Annotated in this window: 25 protein-coding genes; 9 read left to right on the forward strand and 16 right to left on the reverse strand. The window is 58.5% G+C overall.

The window, feature by feature from the left end:
* Positions 1 to 23: 23 nt before the first annotated feature.
* The 15 genes from EFD56_RS00315 to EFD56_RS00380 all read right to left on the reverse strand — a co-directional run bounded on the left by EFD56_RS00315 (position 24) and on the right by EFD56_RS00380 (position 14,806).
* Positions 24 to 1,355: an MFS transporter gene (locus tag EFD56_RS00315; protein WP_245440528.1), complete on the reverse strand. Its 1,332-nt coding sequence runs from the start codon at positions 1,353 to 1,355 to the stop codon at positions 24 to 26.
* Positions 1,356 to 1,381: 26 nt separating this feature from the next.
* Entirely contained in the window at positions 1,382 to 2,359 is a 978-nt protein-coding gene (locus EFD56_RS00320) for an aminotransferase class IV (protein WP_100225613.1), read from the reverse strand.
* Positions 2,352 to 3,764 (reverse strand): glucoamylase family protein, encoded by a 1,413-nt coding sequence (locus tag EFD56_RS00325; protein ID WP_100225616.1) that lies wholly within the window; start codon positions 3,762 to 3,764, stop codon positions 2,352 to 2,354. The genes EFD56_RS00320 and EFD56_RS00325 overlap by 8 nt, the downstream gene beginning before the upstream one ends.
* 287 nt (positions 3,765 to 4,051) lie before the next feature.
* Complete coding sequence (locus tag EFD56_RS33045; RefSeq protein ID WP_245440532.1) at positions 4,052 to 4,399, reverse strand: hypothetical protein; 348 nt, start codon at positions 4,397 to 4,399, stop codon at positions 4,052 to 4,054.
* 60 nt (positions 4,400 to 4,459) lie between these two features.
* Positions 4,460 to 4,939 carry a Gfo/Idh/MocA family protein gene (locus EFD56_RS33050; RefSeq protein ID WP_245440534.1) on the reverse strand — a complete coding sequence of 160 codons (480 nt, stop codon included), beginning with the start codon at positions 4,937 to 4,939 and terminating at the stop codon, positions 4,460 to 4,462.
* Positions 4,936 to 5,739, reverse strand: coding sequence for an IclR family transcriptional regulator (locus EFD56_RS00335; protein ID WP_206513404.1), 804 nt, complete (start codon positions 5,737 to 5,739; stop codon positions 4,936 to 4,938). Before EFD56_RS00335 ends, EFD56_RS33050 begins: the two co-directional genes overlap by 4 nt.
* 13 nt (positions 5,740 to 5,752) lie before the next feature.
* The gene (locus EFD56_RS00340) at positions 5,753 to 7,363 is read right to left on the reverse strand and encodes an ABC transporter ATP-binding protein (protein WP_004670071.1); all 1,611 of its coding nucleotides are present in this window, start codon (positions 7,361 to 7,363) and stop codon (positions 5,753 to 5,755) included.
* On the reverse strand, positions 7,356 to 8,192 hold the full coding sequence (locus EFD56_RS00345; protein ID WP_012490222.1) for an ABC transporter permease: 837 nt from the start codon (positions 8,190 to 8,192) through the stop codon (positions 7,356 to 7,358). Before EFD56_RS00345 ends, EFD56_RS00340 begins: the two co-directional genes overlap by 8 nt.
* Before the next feature lie 17 nt (positions 8,193 to 8,209).
* Positions 8,210 to 9,181, reverse strand: coding sequence for an ABC transporter permease (locus EFD56_RS00350; protein ID WP_004670075.1), 972 nt, complete (start codon positions 9,179 to 9,181; stop codon positions 8,210 to 8,212).
* Between the two features lie 67 nt (positions 9,182 to 9,248).
* On the reverse strand, positions 9,249 to 10,829 hold the full coding sequence (locus tag EFD56_RS00355; RefSeq protein WP_225881471.1) for an ABC transporter substrate-binding protein: 1,581 nt from the start codon (positions 10,827 to 10,829) through the stop codon (positions 9,249 to 9,251).
* A gap of 90 nt (positions 10,830 to 10,919) precedes the next feature.
* Complete coding sequence (locus EFD56_RS00360) at positions 10,920 to 11,801, reverse strand: dihydrodipicolinate synthase family protein (RefSeq protein WP_085740299.1); 882 nt, start codon at positions 11,799 to 11,801, stop codon at positions 10,920 to 10,922.
* A 445-nt stretch (positions 11,802 to 12,246) separates the two neighbouring features.
* Complete coding sequence (locus EFD56_RS00365; protein WP_245440536.1) at positions 12,247 to 12,714, reverse strand: VOC family protein; 468 nt, start codon at positions 12,712 to 12,714, stop codon at positions 12,247 to 12,249.
* A gap of 227 nt (positions 12,715 to 12,941) precedes the next feature.
* On the reverse strand, positions 12,942 to 13,250 hold the full coding sequence (locus EFD56_RS00370) for a YciI family protein (RefSeq protein ID WP_126904416.1): 309 nt from the start codon (positions 13,248 to 13,250) through the stop codon (positions 12,942 to 12,944).
* A gap of 29 nt (positions 13,251 to 13,279) precedes the next feature.
* Positions 13,280 to 13,894, reverse strand: coding sequence for an FMN-dependent NADH-azoreductase (locus EFD56_RS00375; RefSeq protein ID WP_245440537.1), 615 nt, complete (start codon positions 13,892 to 13,894; stop codon positions 13,280 to 13,282).
* A 120-nt stretch (positions 13,895 to 14,014) separates the two neighbouring features.
* Positions 14,015 to 14,806, reverse strand: a complete 792-nt coding sequence (locus tag EFD56_RS00380; protein ID WP_126904417.1) for an alpha/beta hydrolase — start codon at positions 14,804 to 14,806, stop codon at positions 14,015 to 14,017.
* Between the two features lie 137 nt (positions 14,807 to 14,943).
* On the opposite strand from EFD56_RS00380, the gene EFD56_RS00385 reads away from it, so the two are divergent.
* Entirely contained in the window at positions 14,944 to 15,918 is a 975-nt protein-coding gene (locus EFD56_RS00385; protein WP_245440538.1) for a LysR substrate-binding domain-containing protein, read from the forward strand.
* Positions 15,919 to 16,067: 149 nt separating this feature from the next.
* On the opposite strand, the gene EFD56_RS00390 is transcribed toward EFD56_RS00385, so the two are convergent.
* Positions 16,068 to 16,940 carry a LysR substrate-binding domain-containing protein gene (locus EFD56_RS00390; RefSeq protein WP_085740295.1) on the reverse strand — a complete coding sequence of 291 codons (873 nt, stop codon included), beginning with the start codon at positions 16,938 to 16,940 and terminating at the stop codon, positions 16,068 to 16,070.
* A 140-nt stretch (positions 16,941 to 17,080) separates the two neighbouring features.
* Here EFD56_RS00390 and EFD56_RS00395 point away from each other — a divergent pair, with 140 nt between their 5' ends.
* From EFD56_RS00395 to EFD56_RS00430, 8 genes are read left to right on the forward strand one after another with little or no spacing between them, the layout of a single operon-like run.
* Positions 17,081 to 17,842, forward strand: a complete 762-nt coding sequence (locus tag EFD56_RS00395) for an SDR family NAD(P)-dependent oxidoreductase (RefSeq protein WP_010069390.1) — start codon at positions 17,081 to 17,083, stop codon at positions 17,840 to 17,842.
* Between the two features lie 23 nt (positions 17,843 to 17,865).
* Positions 17,866 to 18,705, forward strand: coding sequence for a transketolase (locus tag EFD56_RS00400; RefSeq protein WP_012490213.1), 840 nt, complete (start codon positions 17,866 to 17,868; stop codon positions 18,703 to 18,705).
* A complete protein-coding gene (locus EFD56_RS00405) occupies positions 18,702 to 19,739 on the forward strand; it encodes a transketolase family protein (RefSeq protein WP_012490212.1) in 1,038 nt (345 codons plus the stop codon). The genes EFD56_RS00400 and EFD56_RS00405 overlap by 4 nt, the downstream gene beginning before the upstream one ends.
* A gap of 60 nt (positions 19,740 to 19,799) precedes the next feature.
* Positions 19,800 to 20,807 carry a TRAP transporter substrate-binding protein gene (locus EFD56_RS00410; protein ID WP_041684146.1) on the forward strand — a complete coding sequence of 336 codons (1,008 nt, stop codon included), beginning with the start codon at positions 19,800 to 19,802 and terminating at the stop codon, positions 20,805 to 20,807.
* Positions 20,808 to 20,833: 26 nt separating this feature from the next.
* Positions 20,834 to 21,364 carry a TRAP transporter small permease gene (locus EFD56_RS00415; RefSeq protein ID WP_010024246.1) on the forward strand — a complete coding sequence of 177 codons (531 nt, stop codon included), beginning with the start codon at positions 20,834 to 20,836 and terminating at the stop codon, positions 21,362 to 21,364.
* A complete protein-coding gene (locus EFD56_RS00420; protein WP_012490211.1) occupies positions 21,361 to 22,620 on the forward strand; it encodes a TRAP transporter large permease subunit in 1,260 nt (419 codons plus the stop codon). Before EFD56_RS00415 ends, EFD56_RS00420 begins: the two co-directional genes overlap by 4 nt.
* 10 nt (positions 22,621 to 22,630) lie before the next feature.
* Positions 22,631 to 24,133 (forward strand): sugar ABC transporter ATP-binding protein, encoded by a 1,503-nt coding sequence (locus EFD56_RS00425; RefSeq protein ID WP_126904419.1) that lies wholly within the window; start codon positions 22,631 to 22,633, stop codon positions 24,131 to 24,133.
* Positions 24,130 to 25,140 (forward strand): ABC transporter permease, encoded by a 1,011-nt coding sequence (locus EFD56_RS00430; RefSeq protein ID WP_126904420.1) that lies wholly within the window; start codon positions 24,130 to 24,132, stop codon positions 25,138 to 25,140. The genes EFD56_RS00425 and EFD56_RS00430 overlap by 4 nt, the downstream gene beginning before the upstream one ends.
* Positions 25,141 to 25,158 lie beyond the last annotated feature (18 nt).

Genomic DNA, 25,158 nt, shown 5'->3' on the forward strand with positions numbered 1-25,158 from the left:
CTTTAAGCGACGCTTGCCGAGAGCTATGAGAATTTCATAGACCTCGCCATGCATGCCAGCCCTATAACGGCCACAGCGGAAAAGGCCGCGGGCAGGAAAAACACATGTGGAAGACCGAATTGGGCAACACCCAACCCGCCAGCGGCTCCGCCAAGCGCGCTGCTAAGCGCCGTAGAACTCATGAAGATGGCTGACGCTGTTGCCACAGCCGTTGGAAGCAATCGTTGCGCGGCAATAATACCCAATGCAGCAAATACGCCCCACACGCCGCCCATGAGGATTTGCCCCGTGAACATACCCATGGCGCTGCTCCAAGCCGCAAAACAGATATTGGCGAGAACTCCAAGGACCGCAGCGGCACACATCAGCCAAAGCATACCTGTTTTGCGCGCGAGGGGGACGGCAAACGGCATAATCAGCAGCTCTACAAGAGGCTGAATTCCGATGACAGCCCCGCGTGTAGCAGCGTCAAGACCCAGGCCCTCGTCCATGTACAACAGAAGGAAGCCATATTTGATCGACTCTCCCGCGTAGACGAGGACAAACAGACCCGTGAAACCCAGGAGAGGGAGCATCTCCTTTAGATTTCGCTGGCGAAGTGGCGTTGCCGTTGTTCCAAACCCTTTTTCCGGCGGCGGGGTGGCGAGTGTGCCCAAAGGGGCAATTTGAAGGAGAAAGCACAAGGCGGTAAACCATAGCATGGCGCGAATTCCGAACTGCGCGGTTATCCACGTCCCCACCACGGGACCGACAACCCAGCCGGCGGTGAGCGCCATACGCACAATGGAAACAACGTCGTCACTCGCCACCGTCTCTCTGGCTTGGATGTCGTCATGAATTGCAGCAAAAAGCTGCGAGGCGGCTGCTCCTGAAAATGCCAGCACGGCAGCATTGATCACAAAGGGCATCCAACTGCTGATCGAGAGCGCGATGCCGGCCCAGCCGATGAAACCTGAAAGAGCACATAGGCGAAAAAGCCCAAGCCGGTCACCTGTTCGATCGGAGAAGCTGCCGATCGTATAACCGGCAATAGGTGCTGCCAAGTTGGTCAAGTAGAAGAGGCCGGCAGCGGCAATCGGCGCATTAAGTTCTCGCACGAGGAACAAAACAATCTGCGGGGCTGCGGCCGACATCCCGATGCCAGACAGGAACATGGCGATTGCTGCGCCCAGATAGAGGGGAGACGAAACGAACTGCCTGAGTGTGGATTGTTTTTCGAGGGCTTCCAATTTTGGCGTTCCGTTCAAGAGAAAGGTGCAGTGACCGCAGATGATGAGCACTACAGAAATCAACCGGTCGACAACATTGGCGGCAACCAGTAACCGGCCTGCCGGCTTCATCTGCCAGGCTGCCACTGTAACCCACCCATTTCTTCAGGTGACTAGGGCTCCAAGAGAGCTTTTTGGGCGTAGGCGACAGGCTCGCCATACCATCCGCTGCTTCGCTTATCCCAGTATGACCGGTGAATGCGGCGAGTTTGTTCACCCACTGATCCGAAACCGATTCCGGTTCCGTTCACCGAAGAGACCGGGATAATCCCGCCTGCGGTCGTCGTAAGGAAGATTTCCGAGGCGATTAGAAGCCGCTCCAAAGAAATGGTCTCTTGCGTGACATCGAGATTCAGCTCGTTGCACAGTTCCATAACTGTCCTCCTGGTCATTCCATCCAGCATGCCGAAAGAAGGGGTCCTCAGAACTCCGTCGATCACCGCGAAAACGTTGAAGCCGGGCCCCTCTGTGATATTGCCATCGAGATCAGTGAGAACCACCGTATCGGCACCGTTCTCGTAAGCTTCGAACAAGCCCATCTCAAAGTCGAGCCAATGGTAATGCTTCACCAACGGATCTACGGACTGAGGTGGGATTCGGACGCGCCGGCTGACGTGCACTGCCATGCCAATTTCCTGCTTTTCGGGGTTCGCGATCCACATGTACGGCACGCAGAATGCCTGGAAGCTGTTCGAGCATAAACGAAGATCCCGACTACCGATCGGGGGCCGCCCGCGGGTCATGATGATTTGAACGTAAGCATCACGGAAACCGCACACGGCAACGAGTTTGTGGACTATCCGGTGGATATCGCTTCTTGTAACAGGAGCTGTATCCATCCGAAGGCGCTGGACAGATCGCTCAAATCGATCCAGGTGGTCAGTCAAACGGAAAAAGCTGCCATCCCACACCGACACTGTGTCCTGACACGCGTCCGAACGCAGAAAGCCCCAGTCTAAAAGTGGTACCTTCGCCTCTTCGATTGGTATAATTTTTCCATCGACATAGGCGGAGCCTTTCTGAAAGGCGGATTCCTCGCCGCGATCGAGCACATCCGAGGTGGGGGCTGGCCAAACAAGCTTATTACTCATAACCTTCTCTCTCCGGCGGACCTGCGCTTTGAACTTCTCTCCTCGCATATATGCAGCTGTCTTTAGCCAGCAGAACTGCGGAATCCGTTCGGTGGTGTTGCCGCCTCCCAATCCCCAAACGGGATAATCCCGTTACAACTTCCGGAGCTTTCATAAACAAGCGCCACAGCAAACCTGTGCGATAGTTCTCGATCATTGCAACGATCGGCCCCTGGTTGATCGCCAGATTGCAATTGGAGACCCAATTTTGAGCGGGAGCGAAGGCATCAGCAAAGCCGAACGCTCCCCACAAGCGTCCGTTTCCATAAGAGAAAAATGCCCGTGCCGCAGCTTCTGCTTGGTCGGGCAGGAACGGGAAGCTCGATAGCGCGGCTGTCGGGGCAATAACGCCGACATCATTTTGGGGGCAACTCACGAGGTAGCCTTTGGGACCATCTGATGCCGTCAGGCCCCAACCATATGCTCCATAACCAATGTGTCCCTTCGGGTTTCGTCTGCAATGCTCATAGTTAATTCTGCAATGAGCGACGACTTGGTCCCAATAGTCGATGTGGTCATCGAAAAGACCCCGCGGATCTAAGCCGCAGAACGAGTACTGAGAGAGAAAGAGAGGACCGCCGTATGGCGAGCCGGCGGGAAGGCTATGGCCATAATAGCTGTTACCGTTTCGGTACTTTCCCTCGTTTCTCCATCCGAGTTGGAAGACCTGCGGGTCAATAAAGTGGTCTCGCGAACCCGCCGCGAGTACATAGGCAACGAGCCCCTCATTCCACCCAGTAATAGGCACATTCAGGGACCATTGGTATTTTGGACTCCAGTGCCAAAACAACGATGGCCGGGCTCCCGGATGTACGAAGCCGCTCCATTCGATCGCCGTGACAATTTCATCAACTTGTTGTCGGATGTTGTCTTCGACCCGCGTTTTCTCATCAAAATATTCGCGAGCGCATATAAGTCCCTGCACGAGTAAAGCTGTTTCGACTAGGTCCGCACCGTCGTCCATAGGCACCAGGGGGACTGAGTTGAGATCGCTGGCTTTCACAAAGTGCGGGAAACCCCCGCGATATCTTGTTATCTTCCGCAAAGCCTCGATGATTGTCGAAACACGCAAGGCGGCACGCTCCCGCGCCAACCATTCGCGATGAGCCATCACGATTATCGCCATTATCCCGAAGCCAACGCCTCCGAGCGAAACCAGATCCGATATCACCTCGCCGTTGGTTCCTCGCCTGTCATAGGGAAGGCCTGTCGCCATATCGGCATCCCAAAAATATGCGGCATGCTGTCGTTGAATGGTGTCAAGCAGGTTGGGAAGCGCTGTGTACTCAGGCTTGCTAGGTGGTGCCGCGAACAAAGACTGGTTCGCCGCACCGTCACTGTCCAAGGAAGCACTCACAGTCGTCATTTTGGCTCGCATTATTGAATGTTCGCAGGAATTCAGTCAGTCTCTGGTGCGCAGGTTTTGCGGGCACGTATCGATAGACACAGCAATCACGAGGATTACATCCGCAGCCATGTTTGCGCACTTCGCAACCTGCAATTTGTGGTGTCGAATGTGCGCAGAGTTCGCGTCACATTGCTTCGATCGGCAGTGATCCGCCGCAATCAATCAAGCCAGGCCCGAGGGAAATTGGATCTCATCTGGCGCTTGCAGTGCCACTCAGCATGTCGTTGTCGGAGGCTGATGCGACGCTATTTCGAGATACGGAGTTGCCCATCGCATTCCGCAACGAGCCTGAGAAGGCGCAAACCGTCCGACACGTCGCAATAGGGTTCCGTGCCGTTTTCGCCAATCAGCTGACGTAGTGCCTCGTGGTAGGCCTCTGCAGCACCGCCATTTACCATGTCAATGTGCGGCAGCTCGACCTTGCCTCCACTCCAAGCGAAGGTGGTTTCGCTTGCGAGGTCCTCATCGAGGGCGCTTAAGGCCAACTCGGCATCCGAGGTGGCACCGCTTTCATGATGGGCGGAGAACAGAATATGACCTTTGGGATCGAGGTCGGCGGAAATCTTAGCAATGCTCCCAAGTACATACTGCAAGACGGAAAGTGCGTGTGGACCGAGATCATAAAGCGCAGCGCGCGGACTCTGTCGCCAAGTTCAATTGATGTATGGCGATGGAACTCTCATGGAATTCGCCACGATCCGCACTCGTCCATGCCTCAACCCGGGCGCTTTAGCAGCCTGCGCAAGTAGTGATCGAAGTTCGGGGTGAAATAGGCGCGTTAGGAAAAGAACTGAGCGTACGCCACTCTTGCGTATAGCCTCACTTAAGGCGAGGCCGTCGTCCACCGTGAGTGCGATCGGCTTTTCAAGAAGCACATGCTTTCCGTGTTCCGCGGCCGTTTTCGCCAATTTGGCTTGGGCTCCAGGCGCGACGGCGAAGGCTACAGCGTCTACATCGGACAAAAACCGGTCAAAATCATCATAGGCCGCAACCTTGTGTTCTGCGGCCAGCTCCGCTGTCTTGACGGGATCTCTTCCCCAGACGCCAACGAATGTTACGCCTGGGTCCCGGGAAAGCCCGGGAGCATGAATTTCCGATGCCCAGTGAGCGGTACCGACCAGACCTATTTTCATGCCGTTCGGATCCTGGGTTGCGGCGATTCTTGGTATCCCAAGGCGCGAGAAATTTCTTTTGCGGCTTCGGAGACAACAAGACCGATCGATGGGATTTCTTCGGAGACAAGGCGGCTGACGGGGCCGCTCATGCTGATTGCTCCTTTTGGACGCCCCGTCGCGTCAAATATAGGGGCACCGATGCATCGCCCCCCGAGGGAAGATTCTTCGTCATCGGCCGCGAAGCCTAGCGCGCGGATAGTTTGGAACTGTGCCTCCAGCGAGGCTCTTGTCGACAATGTCTTGCTGGTAAATGTGTCCAGCGCCGACGGAGGCAATAAAACGTTGAGTGTCTCCTCGTCCAACCAGGCCAGAATCGATTTGCCGAGCGAACTTGCGTGCCACGGGTTTGGCAACCCCACTGTTGCTCCCTGCTTAAGCGCCTGAGTGGCCTCGATACAATCAATGACCACCAGCTCCTTATGAACCCAAAGCGCAAGGCTGACCGTTTCATTATAGCGACGGTGAAGCGCTTCAAGCTGCGGCCGTGCCAGGTGTCGTACGTCTCGATGTTGGAGAGCTTTTTGGCCCAGGAGATAAACCCCAATGCCGAGGACATACCGGCCACTTCCGTCTCGTTCGACGTACCCGTGGCCTACTAAGCTGGATAGATAGCGAGACGTCGTCGGTTGCCCCAATCCTACCTCACGAGCGATTTGCGACAAAGAACTTGGACCGCTGGCGGAGCCAAGCGCCGCGAGGATTGCCACCGCTCGGTCGACTGCATCAAACTTGCTGGACTTTCCGCTTTCTGATTCCATCCGCCTATCCTTGCTAATTTGGAAACTGAACCACGCGAGGCGCGAGGCGCGTAGATTGAACTCTCGGAGCCGCATCCAAGAGCAGCTTGGTATATTCGTGCCGGGGAGCACGCAGAACCCCAGCGGCGGATCCGCGTTCCACCACCTCACCATTCTTCAATATGATGATGGATTCGGCAATCTCGGAGACGAGTGGGAGGTTGTGCGTTATGAATAGCATCGATAGCCCATCGCGCTTCAGCTCCATCAATAAATCAATAACGGCGGCTTGTACGGAGACGTCGAGTGCCGACGTGATCTCGTCGCAGATCAACAAATCGGGGTCCATTGCAAGAGCCCGGGCGATTGCGACACGTTGCCTCTCCCCGCCGGAAAGGTCGGCTGGATACAAGTTGGAAACCCGTTTGGGCAGGCGGACCCTTTCGAGCAATTGCGTCACTTTGGGCCCGATTGAGCTTCTATTCGCACCCGTGAGCATCGCCGCGCGGCCGACCGCATCCTGGATGGATTCGCGCGGGTTAAGGGAACGATCAGGGTTTTGAAAAACAATCTGAAGGGCTGACAATTGTGCCCGCGAGCGGTTCGCATAGCCGAAATTGAGAGCCGCATCTTGGAAAGTGATTCGACCCTGACCGCTCGCATGGAGACCGGCAATGCACCGTCCGGTAGTCGTTTTTCCGCTGCCGCTGCCGCCGACGAGAGCCAAGCATTCCCCATAGCCAATTGAAAACGAAATCCCATGAACAACCCGCATCGGGCCGTAAGAAACGTTCAAGTCCTCTACCTGAAGCAAAGCCGGCAACGCTCCGTCCGGCGCCCCGGATTCTTCCTCAGCCTTGCAGCGTTGGGGTAACTGCGGGACCGTGCTAAGGAGCATGCGAGTGTACTCGGTTGCTGGACTGGTGAAAATCTGTTCCTTTGTGCCACTTTCAATAATCTTGCCGCCGAGCATAACGGCGACCGTGTCCGCAATATTATGCACGACCGCCAAGTCATGCGTGACATAGACAAAACTTGCCCTCGACGTCTGGACTAGTTCGCGTATCAAATTCAAGATGGTTTGCTGTGTGGAGACGTCTAGCCCGGTCGTTGGTTCGTCCATGACGATCACGCGAGGACGAGTGATGAAGGCCATTCCGATTGCAACCCTCTGCAGTTGGCCGCCGCTAAGTTCAAACGGGTAACGGCGCAGGAAGCGGGCATCGGTCGGCAAGCCTACGTCCTTGAGCATATCCCGCCTCATTTCGGCGATCTTTGATGCCGGATAACCGTGAACATGCAGCAGTTCGGCGATTTGATCGCCGACCCGCCTGCGCGGGCTGAAGCTCGTTGTCGGGTTTTGGGGGACCAGTGAAACCCTGCTTCCGCGATAGTCGCGCAGCTCCCGCTCTGTGAGTGCCAGTAAATCCTTGTTATCGATTATTACCTTGCCACCACCAAACACCATACCGGGGCGCGCAAAACCAAGCAGGCCAAGGGCTAAGGATGTCTTACCAGACCCCGATTCCCCAATAATGGCGAGCACTTCGCCCTCGCCGACGGTAATCGAGGCGTTGTCTACGATGATGCGGCCCTCGGTGTCGCGCATCGACAAGTTCTGAACAAGCAACGGGGGATTAAGCATTTTCCTGCCTCTTCGAATGGCCGATGGAACGCGCGAAGTTGTCGGTCAGGACGTTCACGGCGACCGAGAAGATCGCAATCGCTGCCGCGGGCGCTATGGCAAGCCAGGGGGAAATCGTGATGCCCAAGCGGTTCTCACTGATCATCATTCCCCAATCCGCTGCAGGAGGTGGCAGCCCCAGACCAAGATAACTGAGCGAGGCGTAAAGGATGATCGATCCGCAGAGCCGAACGCCGTAATCCGCCAACACCGGAGGGAGAATATTTGGCAGAATATCCTTGAGACACACCGCCAGCCAGCGCTCACCTCTGACGAGTGCGGCTTCAACGTACTCGTTTCGAGATATGTCTATCGTAATCAGTCGAACAATTCTTAGAACGCGGGGGACATGGATGAAGACAATGCCAAATATCACAGTGGTAAGGCTTGGCCCGGTTGCCGCCAGCAGTACAAGCAGGAAAATTGCAGGAGGCAAGGCATAAATAATGTCGGAGAGCGCGACGAGAGTATGGTCTAACGAGCCCCGACGAAGACCTGACAATATGCCGATGGGTACTGCGATCAGAAAAGCCAAGGTCGTGGCCAGAACCGCTATCATCAAAACCGTTTGACCTCCGGAGAGAAAGCGGCTGAAAGCGTCTCGTCCCAGAAAGTCCGTTCCCAGCAGGTGGTCACGCGATAGTTGCGAAAAAGGGGGGCCGACGATTTCGTCGTACGCGTAGGGGGTGAGCCACGGTCCGATCGTCGCGACTCCAACGATTATGATCGTGAGAAGCAACGCGATCCATGATGCGCGTTTGGAAAACATGATCTGCATAGTTCGAAGCATTTGTTCCTCCTCACGGATCAAAGCGAAGCGTTTTGGGCTCGCAGTCGAGGATTGAGAAGCATGATGAGAACCTCGGACACCAGATTGATCAGCACATAAGTTCCGGTAATCAAGAGAGTTATGGCCAAGACCGTGGGCATATCGCGGTTGATAACCGCGTCTGCAAATGCGCTGCCGATACCAGGCAGTTGGAACACGGCCTCGGTAACGACGACCCCACCTGCGAGCCAGGCGGCGTTCAGTGCGATGGTCTGGATCGACGGCGTTAGGACATTCGGAAAGACATGGCGTATGAGCACACGAGCCGGGCTGAGGCCTCTAAGACGAGCCATGTACACATACTCCGCCGAAAGGACCTCGATGGCCACAGCCCGTACCATGCGAACGACCTGGGCTAGAGTGGTGCAAAGGAGTGTAACGACAGGCAGAATGAAGAGGGTCGACTGCGACAGCAGCGTTCTGTTGCCTTGGATCAGTGATACCGGCGGAAGGAAATTCAGACCGACGGCGAAGACAACGATCAGGACCGTGCCGACGACAAATTCCGGCAGGGCTACAAGTACGATTGTCGGGACCGTGATGATGTGGTCGGGCAATCTGTCCTTCCATACCGCAGCGGCGGTCCCGAGCAAAAACGAGAGCGGAATCAGCGCCAGAAGCGAAGAGACAGTGAGGATGACGGTATTGATCACCTTCGGCCGGATCATCTCCCAAACTGGACGACCCGATGGAATTGATCTGCCAAAATCCCCCGACGCTACGCCGGAAGCCCATGAGAGATATTGAGAGATTGCCGGTCGGTCCAAGCCAAACTCGGTGCGCAAGGCTTCCACGGCGGCAGGATCAGCTTTGGGGCCGAGTGCGGCCCTTGCAGGATCTCCCGGAAGAAAAAGTGTCGCCGTGAAAACGACAGCCGAGACGGCTATCAGCGTGAAAACAGACAGCGCTAGTCTTGCCATCACCAACTTTGAAAGACGGGCCGTAAGCATCCATGGCTCCCTTCTTGATGGTGCCCCACCTCGGGGAGGCGGGGCAATCGCTAGGTCCGGGCGAAACTTAGGCTTCGAGCGAAATCCCTTCGAACCGGTAGTAGCCGAGATTGCGTTGACTGGAAGGAGAAAGCCCCTTCACACGGACGTTTGTCGCATCCAAGAGGTCTCTAAAGCCCCAGATTATATAGCCGCCGTCTTCCCAGATGATCTTTTGCGCTTCAAAGAGGTAGTCCTTCCGCTGAGACGGATCGAACGTCGTGCGAGCCATGGACACCCACTTGTCGAAAGCGTCGTTCGTCCAATCCGGTTCGTTCCAATACGCGCCGCGGGCATAGGCCTGTCCAAAAACGGATTCGATTGTGTGTTGTCCCCAATCGGAACTGGCCATGGCCGTCTTCTTGAATTTCGGGCCGGAGTAATAACTGTCCGGCGGGACGACGGTTAGATCGATTTTCACCCCTGCCTGCTTCGCTTGGTTTGCAATGAGGGTTGCGGATGCCAACATCCCCGGCGCGGCGTCCGAAGTGTACAGCTCAAATGAAAGATCGTTGTCGTATCCTGCCTGTTTCAGGAGCGATCGGGCCTGATCCGGATCGTGCTGCCTTTGCGGCAGCGCGGAGGCGTAGTCGGGATCAGTTATGCAATGAAGATCGTTGCCGATCCTGCCGTAGCCGGCCAGGGCGTTAGCCACCAACTGTTCGCGGTCGACAAGAAGCCGCATCGCCTGACGTACGCGGACATCGGTGAACGGCTTCTGGGCGACCATCATGAACTGGTCTGTCGTCGCTGCGCTCGTTGAGCGCAGCAAAGCCATAGCAGGGTTCGCCTCAACGATACGCGCAAGGTTGCCATCGAGTTGTGCGACAACATCGACTTGGTCAGCAATTAGCGCGTTCATCCGCGCCGTCGGATCATTGATAGCAATGAATTCGACACCATCCAGATACGGCATTCCCGGTTTGCGGAAGGCATCGTTCCGCTTCAGCGTCACCCGTTGGCCCTGGCTCCATTCGACGAACCTGAAGGGTCCGGTGCCCACCGGCTGAGTAAAGTCCTTGGTGCCATCTTTTACAAGAAACATCACTTTGCTCCCAAGAACCTGGGGCAGAAGTGCGTAAGGTTTAGCGAGCGAGACTTCGACGGTGCTGTCGTCGAGTGCTCGAATATCGGAGGGCTTCATCAAGCCCGATAGGTTGGTGAAGCCGTCGGCCTTGTTTTCCGGCGTGAGCATGTACTGCAGCGAGTACACAACATCCTTGGCTGAAAACGGCGTTCCATCGTGCCATACAATCCCGCTGCGAATTCGAATTTTCCAGACATTCCCTTCCTTGTTGTGGCTGAAGTCTTCGGCCAGGCTGTTGTAGATGTGTCCGTTGCCGTCGAAATCAGTCAATCGGTCGTAGATCGATTGAGCGACGGCAAAGTCCATATCTCCCGTCGAGATGAAGGGATTGAGCGACGACTTAGCGCCTGCTGCGCCCAGACCAACACGCAGAGTGCCGCCGCGGGACGGTTCACCGGCATGAGCTCGATCCGCGATCGCCGGGGCTAGTGCGATGCATGACCCGACTGCCAGACCCGCTTTGAGGAAATTGCGGCGCGGCATGGTGGTGGATGTGAAGATGTTGATGCTCGTCTCTTTCATAACAGCTGCTCCCTTTTTTGTGTTGTAACGGCGAGAGGATGAGATGTCGGAACACTCATGGTGATCCGACATCCTTCGGCACGTCCTGGCCTAGGCGATAAGTCCGGCGTGGCGCAGTGCAGCACGAATATTGTCTTGATCTTCCATGGCCAGATCGCCGCTGGGCTTCCTGGGCTCGCCTACCTTGCGGCCAAGCAGATTGATGGCGAACTTGACGCGTGCGGGAAAGTTGGCTGGCTTGATCATCTCTCGGGCAAGAGGCGCGATTCTTTCCGTTAATTCACGTCCCCGCCTGTAATCACCTTCCAGGTGTGCCCGGTAAATTTCGCCGTATTCTTTCGGAATGACGGTGTTCACGCCGGAGATCGAGGCGTCTGCGCCCAACAAAAAACTTGCGATGTTCACGCTATCCGCACCGGCAGCAATCGCGACGCGATCTCCAACGGTTTGGACAAGCTCTGCGACCGGTTCAAGGGCGACCTCTTTTACGCAAATAACACCGGTTACATTGGCGATGCGCTGCATCACGGATGGGGGGCTGAAAAAGTGGTTATAGAAAATGATCGGCATTTGCGTCGCGTCATGGATGTCTCGGACGAACGCCTCGAGACCCTCCTGCGACGGCGTCGTATAGATCGGCGGCCCGACCATCAACGCGCTTGCGCCAGCCTCTTTTGCCTTCTGGCCCCTTAGGATAGCGTCCTTCGTCGTGGTCGTGATGACGCCGGCAATAATCCGAATTTTGCTGTTCTGCACAGCCTCATTGACAAGCTGGCCTAACTCCTCGGCGCTCAACTCGTCTCCCGAGCCCGTACTGCCTCCAACGACAGCCAGCCTCACACCGACGGATTCCATGAACCGCAGTTCATTTCGGAAAAGCTCGAAATCCAGGCTGCCGTCCGCCGCAAATGTGGAAACGAGTGGCGGGATGACGCCGCTTATCTCTTCCTTGGACAGCGTTTGTTTTGTCATGGTCTCTTTCCTATTTCACTGAGTGAAAGTAACTCTCGTACAGTGAAATAATCCAGAAGCAGACATGGTGTGTCAACGCGCCTTTAAGGCAGGCGCGTCACATTGCGTCACTTATCATCAAAGTGCGAACGCCCGTAGGAAGAGGTCTTTGACGTCCAAGCCGGTCGAATGGACCTCAGGAAGTTGCGTCTATGCGCTTTCATACGAGAAAGGAGACGATGAAAGGGCTGCAGGGAGCTCTCGATTTCAGTTGCGCTGCCGCAGAACCCAGCCGTGTCTGGCTGTTGCCGCTTCGAACACACCTGACGCATGCACGGAATACGACAATATTGCCAGCGGCGATGCCCTTTCACGGCCCCGTCGTTGCAGCTGATCAAGGACGGCAGTATCCACCGCCATGTCTCACGGATTGAGAAGTCCGGCACTCGTTGTCCGGACTTTGCGATTAGGAGGTTATCTCGACGCGCGAGCCGTCAGGCGTCGCGATGACGGCCTCGTAATAGCCGTCGCCCGTCATTCGTGGACCCGAAACTAGGATCCCGTCGACCTTGCATCTGGCGGCCATTTCGTCGACCGCCCTCTGACTCCCGAGAGATATGGCAATATGATCCCATCCGCTTGCTTCCCGATCTTCACTGGGATCAATCCACGGTCCGGTCATGAGCTCGATTTCGGCACCTGTGTCGGCAAGCTTGATGAAGCGCGAAACGAAACCTTCTCGGCGCTTGCTATGATAGGGCTCCCCAATCTCGGCATCGAAATACGTCTGCCAGAATGCAACCTGTCGGTCGAGGTCGGGAGTCCAAATCGCAACGTGTGCAATATGCAAGTCATTTCCTTTCCGATTCAAAACGACAAGGGTTTCCGCAGCAACACGGCGTAGGCGCAGCGGTTGCACAAGCGTCAGGGGCACGGGTTCCCCGACCGATCCTTCCGCTTGCGGGCCTCTCTTTCGCCTACCACCGAGCCAAATGTAAAATAGCAAAATGTGTTCGCCTGTTGCGAGGCGTCATTGCGGACAGCCTCGGTCACCTCTCGATGTGGAGCGGGGACGTAGCGGATGCAGAAGGTATTCTGTCTGCACTGCGTTCGATAAAGTCTCCGGCCTCAGCAGCGTTGTCAGAGTAGCATCGTGGTCGCTCAGATCAGGCTTGGTTTCAGAGTCAAAGCTTCCGCAAAGGCTTCCGCGCCAAGGGCGGGTTTGAAGCAGCGTATGTCATATTCGACCAGATTCTGCCTGTGGAAGGAGTCGGTTTTCAGCATTGCGTCGAGTTCGTCCCGGCTGGCGCAATGGGCAAGGACGATTCCGCCAACGGCCGGCTCCATAGGGCCAGCGGCGATGATTGTTCCCGCCTTTAAATGTTCGGCGAGCCATTCGCGATGGGTGTCGAGATGGGCTTTTATATCATCCATGGGGCGGATGTAGGTGAGAGTAACGACATAAAGCATTGGTGGATTTCCTTAAAGGAGTGGAAGAATTATGCCACGAGGTTCAGGATCTGCTCGTCGGCGTCGCGGAATGCTTTGGCGGTCATTTCCGGGCCGCGCGCCATCCCTTCAGCATAAATGAACTGGACGTCCGTGATGCCGAGAAAGCCCAGCATGTATCTAAGATACTGCGCCGGCGTGTCGGCGGGCGTTTCCCTGTAGAAGCCGCCCCGCGTCAGGGCGATGATCGCCTTCTTGCCCTTCACTAGGCCGATCGGTCCGGTCTCCGTATAACGGAATGTCGCACCCGGCTTGGCGACGGCATCGATCCAGTTCTTCAACTGGGATGGAATGTTGAAGTTGTACATCGGCGCACCGATGACGATGATGTCCGCCGCCAGGAGTTCAACGACGTGACGTTCGTCTTCGAGCGCTCGGGCGGTCTGATCTGGCGTTCGCGCGTCGGGAGGGAGCATCCGTGTCGCGACGGCCAGTTCATCGAGCGGCTGGACCGGATCGCGGGCCAGGTTCTTAATTTGGACGACAGCGTCCGGATCAATCCTTCTCAGATGGCGGACGATGGCGTCGGCCACAGCGGAGGAGGCGGAGCCGTCAATTCGCGCGCTGGAATTGATTTGCAGTATCTTCATGAGAATTCCTTTCATGCGCCTCTCGCGGCGCGTTCAGTCGATGAACAACGGACGCGGATCATCGCCGGCATGGCGAGCATGGCCGCGGTCACTCGGGGATAAGGAGGCGGGTCGCCTGGTCGACGTGCCCGCAGCTCAGGCTTGTGCGGCGTCTTCGATCAGTGCGGTGACGACATCTGCATGGGATATCAGGGACATGTGGCTCGAGAAGACCTCCGTTATGGCAGCCTGACTGCGGTGAGCCATCCAGCTCTGGAGTTCGGGCGCAAGCGCTCGGTCGTTCCTGGACAGAAGATACCAAGACGGCTTTTTCTTCCAAGCGGTGCCGACTACCTTTTCACCGAACGAGGTTGCGGCGATAGGCTTCTGTGTGGCGGCAAGAAGCTGGATCCTCTCGGGCGGAAGATCGCCTGCGAGCGCGGGCCCATAGTAAGCCGGGTCGAACCAGAGCGAATTGCGGCCGTCGGGGCGCGCTCCTTCCATGCCGGAAGAAGGCGAACCATGATTTTGAAGGTCAATGGCCGACTCATTCTCATCAGGCACCAGCGCCGACACATAGACGAGAGACGTGACGTTCGGCGAAAGCCCGGCCTCAGTGATGACCATGCCGCCCCAGCTATGCCCCACCAATACGACAGGGCCCGACTGGCGGCTCAGGACATTTTTGATGTAGGCGATGTCATCGGCGAGCGATGTCATGGGGATTTGTGCGGCCGTGACGGTGTATCCCTTTGAGGCAAGCCGGAGGATGACTTCGCTCCAGCAATTGCCGTCTGTAAATGCGCCATGCACCAGCACGACGTTTTTCGTTTTCTGTTCAGCCATTTCGTTTGTTCCTGTCTGCGCGGATGCCCGCTGCCGCATGATTCCCGCAAGAGCGGCGGCCGCTGACATCGCGATCAAGCTTCTTCTATTCAGGACGGACATGTCGTGTCTCCGGCGGATTTGCGGTCGGCGTCTTGCCGATGTGAGTTCGATTGCAAGATAGCGGGTTGGCAAATGTCGCAGTAGGGTTATGAATCGGGACTGATTGTTCTATTGAAGCAACAATGCGATAATACGGGGTGGCAGCGTTGGAAGACTTGAATGACCTGATGCTGTTTGCCGCTGTCGTGCACCATGGAAGCTTCTCCGCTGCGGCATTGGCACACGGACTGCCGAAATCCAAGGTAAGTCGCCGTATCGCCGGCCTGGAGCGACGACTGGGCGTGCGGCTTCTGCAGCGCTCGACGCGGGCTCTCCACGTGACGGAAGTCGGGCAAGCGCTCCTGCCGCACTGCGAGTCCATGGCGGAAAGCGCCCAGGCGGCACTCGAAGTCGCAGCCTCAGCAGGAGAACATCCCTCAGGTCGGCTGAAGGTCAGTTGTCCGATTGGTGTCGCGCACCTCTACCTCGCACCGTTGTTGGGCAAATTCCTGAAGGCACATCCCGCAGTCCAGTTTGAACTCGATCTGACGAATCGGCGCGTGGATGTGATCGCAGAAGGCTATGACGTCGCCCTAAGGATCAGATCGAGTCTTGACGATTCCAATCTTGTCGTTCGCAATTTGGGAACGAGCGAGCAGATGCTTGTGGCAAGCCCGGAATTCATAGCCACCCGCGGTCCTTTCGGCAGCGCGGATTCTTTGCAGCGGAAGCCAGGCGTCGGGCCTGCCGGCGTGAGAGGCGAGAGGAACTTCTGGAGTTTGCTGAAGCCGGATGGTGTTTCCATCGACATCGAATATCTGCCGACGCTCATGACCGACGATGTCTATGTGCTGTGTCAGGCTGCGTTAGCCGGAATTGGTGTCGCTCGTCTGCCGGTCAATATTTGCGGAGACGCCATTCGCGACGGCCGTCTGGTGAAGGTCTTGCCGGATTATCGATTGCAAGCGCACGGTCTTCATGCCGTGTTTCCGTCCCGTAGGGGCCTCGTGCCAGCGGTGAGGGCTTTCCTCGACTTCCTGGCTGAAGAGCTGCCGGGGATGCTTGCGGCGGTGACTGGGGGATATGACCATGGCTATCGCCCGGGTAGCCTCCGTTCAAATGGGACATCGTGACCGCTTGGTGTAGAGGAGGCCTGTAGCTTCGACCCGCATCGATCGATCCTCAAGATGAGGCAACAAACAGGTCGGCTGTCATCTTGGACGCGTTGTTGATGATGCAGGCGGTTTCGATACCCTGCTTTGCCGAGAGAACAAACCTGTCGTCAGATAGCTTGCGACATCAGCCAATCGGCGAAGATCTTCGATAGCCGCCGCTGGCTGCCGGCTTTTGGATAGGCGAGGTAGTGGCCGATGTAGCGGTTGTCGCGGCTGTCCCTGAACGGCCGAACCAGACGCCCGCTGTCCAGTTCGCGCCGCGCCAGAGTGTTCGACTCTAACGCCACCCCCAGCCCGTTCGCCGCGGCATCGACTGCCAGAAAGCTTCTATCGAAGCTCATGGCGGGGAGGGGCGGGGGGCCGAGATTATTAAGTTCAAACCAGTCGATCCATTGAATTCTTTTCAGGTCGCTGCGGATGAGGGGAAGACGCGCGAGATCGCGCGGAGTTTCCAGTCGTTCAGCCATCTTTGGAGAACACAGCGGAGAAATGATCTCCTCTCCAAGCGGCACGACGATCAGATCTTCTCTGTTCGATGGTTCGCCGTAAACGATGTCGACATCGAAGAGGCCGTCCACGAAACGCGCATAGTTTGTGCTTGCCGCCACCCGGACTTCAACCCCCTCATTCTTGCCCAGGAAGTCCGGAAGAAGTGCCGAGAGCACCTGCGCGGCATAGCTCGGCGCGCAGTGAACCCGCAGCAGGTGGGTCTTGTTGGATGAAATCATCTCAACACCGCGACGAAGCTCTTCAAAGGCGTTTGAGGCATGGGAGAGGAGCGTCTGCCCCGCCAGGGTCAGGGTGACCTTTCGCGTGCTTCGCTCGAAGAGCGAGATGCCAAGGTCACGCTCGAGCTTTGCAATGGCGTGACTTACGGCGCTGGGTGACAGGTGCAGTTCCTCGGCTGCAGCGCGGAAAGATGCCAGCCTCGCTGCGGCTTCAAAGATGCGGACCGCGGAAAGTGAGGCCATCTGTAACATCGGATTAGTGAACCAGATTCACCCACCGTTGTAAACTTCGCGTTTGTCGAACGGCGTCAACTCGATCAGTTTCGATCTCGCAAGCCAACTGACTTGTCGAAGATTTGCCAGATGCTCGGGACGCATCGGGAGGAGATTACATGCTACTGAATGGGAAGACCGCGGTCATTTCGGGCGCGGCGAGCAGGCGCGGCATCGGCCGTGCAACGGCCCAGCTTTTCGCCGAGCATGGCGCTCGCGTCGCCATCCTCGATATCGATGCTGACGCGGTTGCGGAGGCGGCCGCGTCGCTGCCCAGCGTCAAGTCCGGTAACCACATGGGCCTGCGATGCGACGTCGCCGACAAGTCGTCCTGCGCCGAGGCCGCATCCAAGGTGATGGCCTCCTTCGGTTCGGTAAACGCGCTCGTCAACAATGCCGGCATCACCCAGCCGGTCGGCACGCTCGATATCACCGAAGCTGACTGGCAGCGGATCGTGGCGGTCAACATGACCGGTGTGCTCTTCCTGAGCCAGGCCTTCATCCCCTACATGCGCGACAATGGCGGCGGATCGATTGCCTGCATGTCCTCGGTATCGGCACAGCGTGGCGGCGGCATCTTCGGCGGGCCTCATTACTCCGCAGCCAAGGCGGGTGTGCTCGGCCTCGCCAAAGCGATGGCCCGCGAATTCGGTCCAGCCGGCATTCGCGTCAACTCCGTCACGCCTGGCCTCATCCAGACAGATATCACCGGTGGCAAACTCACCGATCAAATGCGCGCCGACATCATCAAGGGCATCCCTCTGAGCCGGCTCGGAGAGGCCGCCGACGTCGCGAATATCTACCTGTTCCTCGCCTCGGATCTGTCCGCCTACGTCACCGGAGCGGTGATCGACGTCAACGGCGGCATGCTGATCCACTGAGGCCCATCTGGAGAGACACCGACATGAGCCAGATCGGCCACAATATCAGTCTGACAGCGCGCGCCCGGCGCATCCGCCGTCACGCGCTGCGCATGGGTGAGGTACAGGGGCAGGGTTATATCGCCCAGGCGCTCGGCGTCGCCGACGTCCTTGCCGTATCCTACTTCCACGCCACGAACTACCGGCCGGAAGATCCCGAATGGGAAGGCCGCGACAGGTTCCTGTTGTCGATCGGCCACTATGCGATCGCGCTTTACGCAGCTCTGATCGAAGCCAAGATCATTCCCGAGGATGAGCTGGAGACCTACGGCACGGATGACAGCCGGCTGCCGATGTCCGGCATGGCTGCCTACACGCCCGGCATGGAAATCACCGGCGGGTCGCTCGGACACGGACTAGGCATCGCGGTCGGCATGGCCTTGGCGCTGAAGCGGAAGAAGTCCTCTTCCTTTGTCTATAATCTGTTTTCCGACGGCGAACTCGACGAGGGTTCGACCTGGGAGGCCGCGATGTCGGCGGGTTCCTACAGGCTCGACAACCTGATCGGCATTGTCGACGTCAATCAGATGCAAGCCGACGGCCCGTCCATTGGCGTGCTCAATTTCGAACCGCTCGGCCCAAAATTCGAGGCCTTCGGCTGGTTTGTCCAAAGGGTGGACGGCAACGATATCGATGCGCTCGTAAAGGCCTTCGACGCCGCTCGTCACCACGCCGAGGCGAAGCCTCGCATCATCATATGCGACACGAAAATGGCGAAGGGGGTGCCCTTCCTCGAGGCGCGCGATCGAAACCACTTCCTGCGCGTCGAACCCCACGAATGGGCCGAGGCCCTCAGGATCATCGATGCGGGAGTGGAGGCATGAGGCGTTCCAAGTACATCCGGCCTGCCCATCTTGAAAGCGGCATCGACAAGCCCCGCCTAACGACGTCGGCGATGATCGCATCGATTGCCGGTCCCGATCAGCCGACGAGGCCGGCACCCTTCGGCAACGCGCTTGCCGCCCTGGCGCGGAATGACGAGCGTATTGTCGGCATGTCCGCCGACCTTGCGAAATACACGGACCTTCATGTGTTCCGTGCTGCGCATCCCGACCGCTTCTACCAGATGGGAATGGCGGAACAGCTGCTGATGATGTCGGCGGCGGGCATGGCGCGCGAAGGCTTTCAGCCTTGGGTAACGACATATGCCGTCTTCGCCTCCCGGCGGGCCTACGACTTCATCTGCCTGGCGATTGCCGAGGAGATGCTTGATGTGAAGATTGTCTGCGCCCTTCCGGGCTTGACGACGGGATATGGGCCGAGCCACCAGGCGACGGAAGATCTCGCAATGTTCCGCGGCATGCCGAACCTGACGATCGTCGATCCGTGCGACGCGAGCGAGATCGAGCAAGCGGTTCCGGCGATCGCCGCCCATAAAGGGCCGGTCTACATGCGCCTGCTACGCGGCAACGTTCCGCTGGTTCTGGAGGAATACGGCTACAAATTCGAACTCGGCAAGGCCAAGCTCCTTCGTGATGGCAAGGACACTCTCATCATCTCGTCGGGCCTGATGACGATGCGCGCGCTCGAGGCTGCCAAACAGCTTCGAAACGACGGAGTCGACGCTGCCGTCCTGCACGTCCCGACCATAAAGCCGCTCGATGAGGCGACGATCGTCGCCGAGTGCCGCAAAGGTGGGCGGCTGGTGGTCGTGGCGGAGAACCACACTCTCATTGGCGGCCTTGGAGAGGCAGTCGCCGGCACGCTGTTGCGTGCCGGCGTCGCACCGCCGGCCTTCCGCCAGATCGGCCTACCCGACCAGTTCCTGGAGGCGGGCGCCTTGCCAACGCTCCATGACCAATACGGGCTATCGACCGTGAGGGTGACGGAGGCGGTCAAGGCCTGGCTCTCGACCTGACGGACATCGGCCGGTTGAGGAGATGCCGGCCGTTTAAACAAGCTTGTGATGGAGGATGAAATGAGCTTGCAGATCAATCGAAGATCTTTCCTGGCGACCGCGGCTGCTGCGCTCGCGGCCCCGGCAATCGTGCTTTCAAGCCGATCCGCCAGCGCTGCCGCCACGACCCTGACCCTTGGCCATGGCGCCGCTCCCGGCAATCCCAGAACCGTGGCCGCGGATAAGTTCGCGGAACTCGTCAAAGAGAAGACCGAAGGTCGTATCCAGATCAACGTCGCAGGCGCCGAGACGCTTGGCAGCGACTCCGCGATGCTCACCAGTCTCAGGACAGGCGCGCTGGATTTCACTGCCAACAGCCAGGGCGCAACTTCGGCGATCGTTCCGGAACTCAGCGCGCTCGGTCTGCCGTTCCTGTTCGAAAACACCGACAAGGCCGTCGCTGTCCTGAACGGTCCGGTGGGCGCCGAGCTCAACCGCCGCTTCGAAGCGGTCGGAGTCGTACCGCTCGACTGGTGGGACAACGGCATCCGGCACCTGACGAACTCGAAGCGGAAGGTGACTTCGCCTGCCGACCTGGCGGGCATGAAAATCAGGACGCCGGCCGATCCGATGACCATCGACATCTTCCAGGCATTGGGAGCAGGCACCGAACAAATCGCCTTCGGCGAGCTCTACATCGCCTTGCAGCAGGGCGTTGTCGACGGGCAGGAGAATCCGCTCGCCAATATCGAAAGCTCTAAACTTCACGAGGTCAACAAATACATCAGCCTGACCGCCCACAAATGGGAATCCACACCGTTCCTGATGTCGAAGATCGCTCTGGCCCGCTTGGGGTCTGATTTGGAGGCGGTCAAGGCCGCGGCGAAGGAGGCGGGTGCTCTGCAGCGGAAGCTCTCGAGCGAGAAGGCCGCTGAGGTGCTCGAGAACTTCAAGAAGAACTCCGCCGTCGAGGTCGTGGAAGTCGACCACGACGCTTTCGTCAAGGCGACCGCGTCCGTCGCGGACAGCTGGAAGAAGAAGCCTTTCGGCGATTTTGTCACCCAGGTGGAAGCAGCTGCGAGGGGCTGAGGCTCCTCTCACGATCCGGAGGCCCCATGAGCAGGTTTTATTCAGCCGTCGATCTGGTCGCCGGTATCATCGTCTTATTCGCCCGTTTGGTGATCATCGTCAGCGGCATCGCGCTGACGGTGGTCACCTCGGCCAACGTCGTGGCCCGATATGTTTCAGCGAGCGGGGGACTGTCGTTCGCCCAGGAGCTGCCGATGCTGATGTTTCCATGGTTCATCATCGCCGGGATCATCATTGCGGCCCATGCGGGCGGGCATATGGCCGTCGAATGGCTCTACGAAAAGCTCGACGGCAGTGCTCGGACGACGGCCCTCATCATAGCAAACGCGATCAGCGTCGCCGCCTTTCTGGTGCTGGCATATCAGGCGACCGTGGTGGCCGAGATTGCCGGGGCAGAACACAGCCCCGTTCTGCAGCTTCCGAACAGCATCGGCTATTACTCGCTGTCGATCGGCGCGGTGCTGGTGTCCATCGTCACCATCGCCGCGACCGTCCGCGTTCTCCGCCTGGGCTGGGATCACCGCCTCGAGATCAAGCCCGAGGAGATCGCGCTATGACACTCGTCATGATCATTTCCTTCTGCATCCTCATGGTCCTCGCCGTTCCCGTCGGCTATGGGCTGATCATTGCAGCGGGGCTTGGAGTCCTGTTCAACGGTTACGTTCCGCTCTCGGTGGTCGCCCAGCAGGTCTACGACCAGACCCAGTCCTTCCCGATGCTGGCGCTTCCGTTCTTCATGCTTGCAGGCACGCTGATGCTTGGCGGCGAGTTGGGGCGTCAGCTCCTTGAACTCGCCTCGCGCGCCATGCAGCGGTGGCGAGGCGGACCGCTCTCGACCACCGTCGTATCCTCGGTCGTCTTTGGCGGCGTATCCGGTTCGGCCGTGGCGAATGCGAGTGCGCTCGGCTCCGTCCTCATCCCCTGGCAGAAGAAGCACGGGTTTCCGCCGGCGCTCTGCGCCGCCAACAACGCGACCTCCGCTGTCATCGACGTCCTCATCCCGCCTTCGATTCCGATGATCCTTTACGCTCTGATCAGCGGCGTCAGCGTCGGTGATCTGTTCATCTCCGGCATTGTTCCGGGGCTGATCATGGCGGCGAGCTTCGTGTTCGTCTGCTGGTACGTGTCAGTAAGGCGGGGGTATGCCATTGAGGCCGTGAAGGTCCGCAAGCGCGAGCTGGCGCGGCTGGCAGTGCAAAGTTTCCCGGCAATCCTGCTGCCGATCCTGATCATCGTCTTTCTGCGATCCGGCCTGGCGACGCCGACAGAGGTCTCGGTCCTGTCGGTCGTCTACTCGCTGCTGCTCAGCATCCTCTTCTACCGTGACCTGACCTGGAAACGCTTCTGCGAGAACATGGTGGAGGCGGGCGTCGCGACGGGCGTCGTCATGCTCGTGATCATGGGCAGCGCGGCGGTCGGCTGGGTGCTGACATTCGATCAGGCTCCGCAGCACATGGCCGAATGGGTTTCGACGCACATCTCCAGTCCGATCGTCATCATTCTCATGATGAACCTGATCATGCTGGTGGTCGGCATGCCGCTCGATATGCCGCCGGCGATCCTCCTGCTCGGGCCGATCTTCGTTCCTCTGGCCGATTCCATCGGCCTCGACCGGGTCCAGCTTGGACTGATGATGGTGATCAACCTCGGGATCGGGCTCTACACGCCGCCGATCGGCACGACCCTGTTCATCTCGTCTTCAATCGCAAAGGCGCCGCTTGGCACCACGACGAACGAGCTCTGGCCGTTTTTCGGCATGGCCATGTTGCTCCTCCTTGCGGTCAGCTTCGTGCCGGCGCTGACGATCTACTGAGGAGCGTCCGATGAGCGAAACGTCCAAGAACGTCATCACCGTCCGAGGACTTACAAAGTCCTACGGTGCGACCTCGGTCCTCAAAGGCGTCGACTTCTCCGTTGCGCGAGGGGAAGTTCATGCGCTGCTTGGCGGTAACGGCGCCGGCAAGTCGACGATGATCAAGATCATCACGGGCGCGGCCTCGCGCAACGATGGAGAGATCCGCTTCTTCGACAGCAAGGGCAGCGAACGGAGCGAGGCCGAGGGCAGGGCGAAGGTCGCGGTCGTGCACCAGGAACTTGCGCTCCTGCCGCATTTGACCGTCGCCGAAAACATTGCCCTGCCGCATCAAAGGAGAGGTTCGGGCTTGTTTCGGCGTGTGGCCGCAGCGGGACAGGCCTACGATGCGCTGAGAATGATCGACCAGGATTTCGCCGCCAAGTCTCTATACAGGCTGGTGGGCAGCCTGAGCCTCCACGAAGGTCAGATGGTCGAAATTGCCAGGGCTCTTTCTTCGGGTGCGGAATTGATCCTCCTCGACGAGCCGACCGCCAATCTCACAACTCTTGAGACGGAGAGGCTGTTTGCGGTCCTGAGGCGGCTCACCCGGGATACCGGTCTGTCGGTCGTGTTCGTCTCGCACCGGATGAAGGAAATCAGGCAGATCGCCAATGTCTGCACGATCATCCGCGACGGCCGGACGGTAGCCGATCGTCAGCCGATGGCAGAGCTGACGGACGCCGGCATCATCGAAAAGATGGGACAGGTGGCAGCCTCTCATGCACCGGAACGGACGCCGCGGCCCGAATACCGGTCGGACGCCTCCGCTGCGACGGACACTATTACCATCGAGGAGGCAGGTGTCAGACTGGAACTGCAGCCAGGCACCGTCCTCGGCGTGGCCGGCGCACCGGCTGGACCGGCGGCACTGATCGAAGCGCTGACAGGCGCCGCCCGGAAGAAGCGATGGACGGTTGCGCGTGCGGGATGGCCGGACCAGCTCCGATCGCCGCGCAAAGCCGCCCGCCTGGGAGCGGGATATGTGACCGGCGATCGGGCACACAAGGGAGTCCTCCACAGTCTTCCGATCATCGATAACGTGATGGCGTCCCGCCGTGTGACCAGAGGCGCGCTCCTCGCCGGCGGCTCTGAAGGGGGCGAATGCCTCGATCTGCTGAAGGCCTTGAAGGTGAAGGCCGCTTCCGTCTGGGATCTGCCGAGCACGCTGAGCGGTGGCACGCAGCAGAAGCTGCTGCTTGCCCGCTGGCTGGGCTTGCCCTCCCGGCTGCTCGTCCTCGAGGAACCGACCAGAGGCGTCGATATCGGAACCAAGCGTGAGATCTATCAGCTCATCAGACAGATGGCTGCTTCAGGCACGGTGATCGTCTGGTGGTCCACGGAAAATGTCGAACTGCTGGAAGTCTGCGACCGCGTCATCGCCTTTGACACCGAGGGACGGTGTGCCGGCGTGATGGACCGCGACGACTTCAGTGAAGAGAAACTTGTTACCTTGACTGGAATGGCCGCATGACTGGGACCCGGGCACACATCGCGCCGACTGAGGCGCCGGCAACACAAATCAGGCAGAGGGAAAGCCTCTTTAGCGCCTACAGGACCGAGATCGCGATCGCTCTGGCCATCGTGCTGCTGGCCCTTGCGGTCGGCTCGCAGGTTCCTCAGGCGCTCACCTGGGGCAACTTCGCCAATATCACGCAGGCCGGTGCGCCTCTTATCATCATGTCGCTGGGCGTCCTGCTTGTCGTCATCACCGGCGGTATCGACCTATCCGTCGGCTCGGTGTTTTCCTTGACCGGCATGGTGACCGCGCAGGCGATGGCAAATGGATTTGGCGGCATCTCGGCAAGCCTGATCGGTCTCGGCGTCGGACTTGTTTTCGGATCGATCAACGGCTTCCTCGTCACGATCGCCGGTCTGGCGCCGTTCGTCGTAACCCTCATCACCTTTGCCGTGGCCGGCTCGCTCGCCTTTATCGTCACCAGCGGGCGCTCGATGCCGATCGGCGATCCGGACTTCTGGCTTCTCAACAGCGGCAGCCTGATACCGGGCGTTCCCAATTACATCCTCTTTTGCGTGATCCTCCTGATCGCAATCGAGCTCTTCCTGAAGAAGATGGTGGCGGGCCGCTGGTTCTATGCCGTCGGCAGCAGTTCGACGGCTGCCTATCTGCTTGGCATTCCGGTCAAGCGCACGAAATTCGTGGCCTACGTTGCGTCCTCGCTGCTTGCATCGTTCTCCGGCCTCCTGACGATCTCCTACATCCTCAACGCAGAATCCACCGCGGGATCAAGCCTCATGCTCCAGGCCATCGCGGCGGTCGTGATCGGCGGTGCAAGCCTGCTCGGCGGCACGGGCACCGCTGTCGGCGCGGTGCTCGGAGCTCTGATGATCACCGTCATCCAGAACGGCGTCAATCTCATCGGCATCAACAGCTTCTGGCAGGGGTCGGTCACCGGCGTCGCCATTCTCATCGCGGTCCTCATCGACCGCTTCAGCAAGTCGCGGCGGGGGGCCGTTTGACATCAACCCGGCAAAGCC

It is taken from the genome of Rhizobium phaseoli (genome assembly GCF_003985125.1).
In the GTDB taxonomy this organism is placed as follows: domain Bacteria; phylum Pseudomonadota; class Alphaproteobacteria; order Rhizobiales; family Rhizobiaceae; genus Rhizobium; species Rhizobium phaseoli.

Bases quoted from the DNA above. Each gene is read 5' to 3' on its own strand.
- EFD56_RS00320 (WP_100225613.1), bottom strand. From the start codon at position 2,359: ATGAGTAATAAGCTTGTTTGGCCAGCCCCCACCTCGGATGTGCTCGAT.
- EFD56_RS00325 (WP_100225616.1), bottom strand. From the start codon at position 3,764: ATGACGACTGTGAGTGCTTCCTTGGACAGTGACGGTGCGGCGAACCAG.
- EFD56_RS33050 (WP_245440534.1), bottom strand. From the start codon at position 4,939: ATGAAAATAGGTCTGGTCGGTACCGCTCACTGGGCATCGGAAATTCAT.
- EFD56_RS00335 (WP_206513404.1), bottom strand. From the start codon at position 5,739: ATGGAATCAGAAAGCGGAAAGTCCAGCAAGTTTGATGCAGTCGACCGA.
- EFD56_RS00340 (WP_004670071.1), bottom strand. From the start codon at position 7,363: ATGCTTAATCCCCCGTTGCTTGTTCAGAACTTGTCGATGCGCGACACC.
- EFD56_RS00345 (WP_012490222.1), bottom strand. From the start codon at position 8,192: ATGCTTCGAACTATGCAGATCATGTTTTCCAAACGCGCATCATGGATC.
- EFD56_RS00350 (WP_004670075.1), bottom strand. From the start codon at position 9,181: ATGCTTACGGCCCGTCTTTCAAAGTTGGTGATGGCAAGACTAGCGCTG.
- EFD56_RS00355 (WP_225881471.1), bottom strand. From the start codon at position 10,829: ATGAAAGAGACGAGCATCAACATCTTCACATCCACCACCATGCCGCGC.
- EFD56_RS00360 (WP_085740299.1), bottom strand. From the start codon at position 11,801: ATGACAAAACAAACGCTGTCCAAGGAAGAGATAAGCGGCGTCATCCCG.
- EFD56_RS00370 (WP_126904416.1), bottom strand. From the start codon at position 13,250: ATGCTTTATGTCGTTACTCTCACCTACATCCGCCCCATGGATGATATA.
- EFD56_RS00375 (WP_245440537.1), bottom strand. From the start codon at position 13,894: ATGAAAGGAATTCTCATGAAGATACTGCAAATCAATTCCAGCGCGCGA.
- EFD56_RS00380 (WP_126904417.1), bottom strand. From the start codon at position 14,806: ATGTCCGTCCTGAATAGAAGAAGCTTGATCGCGATGTCAGCGGCCGCC.
- EFD56_RS00390 (WP_085740295.1), bottom strand. From the start codon at position 16,940: ATGTTACAGATGGCCTCACTTTCCGCGGTCCGCATCTTTGAAGCCGCA.
- EFD56_RS00395 (WP_010069390.1), top strand. From the start codon at position 17,081: ATGCTACTGAATGGGAAGACCGCGGTCATTTCGGGCGCGGCGAGCAGG.
- EFD56_RS00400 (WP_012490213.1), top strand. From the start codon at position 17,866: ATGAGCCAGATCGGCCACAATATCAGTCTGACAGCGCGCGCCCGGCGC.
- EFD56_RS00405 (WP_012490212.1), top strand. From the start codon at position 18,702: ATGAGGCGTTCCAAGTACATCCGGCCTGCCCATCTTGAAAGCGGCATC.
- EFD56_RS00410 (WP_041684146.1), top strand. From the start codon at position 19,800: ATGAGCTTGCAGATCAATCGAAGATCTTTCCTGGCGACCGCGGCTGCT.
- EFD56_RS00415 (WP_010024246.1), top strand. From the start codon at position 20,834: ATGAGCAGGTTTTATTCAGCCGTCGATCTGGTCGCCGGTATCATCGTC.
- EFD56_RS00420 (WP_012490211.1), top strand. From the start codon at position 21,361: ATGACACTCGTCATGATCATTTCCTTCTGCATCCTCATGGTCCTCGCC.
- EFD56_RS00425 (WP_126904419.1), top strand. From the start codon at position 22,631: ATGAGCGAAACGTCCAAGAACGTCATCACCGTCCGAGGACTTACAAAG.
- EFD56_RS00430 (WP_126904420.1), top strand. From the start codon at position 24,130: ATGACTGGGACCCGGGCACACATCGCGCCGACTGAGGCGCCGGCAACA.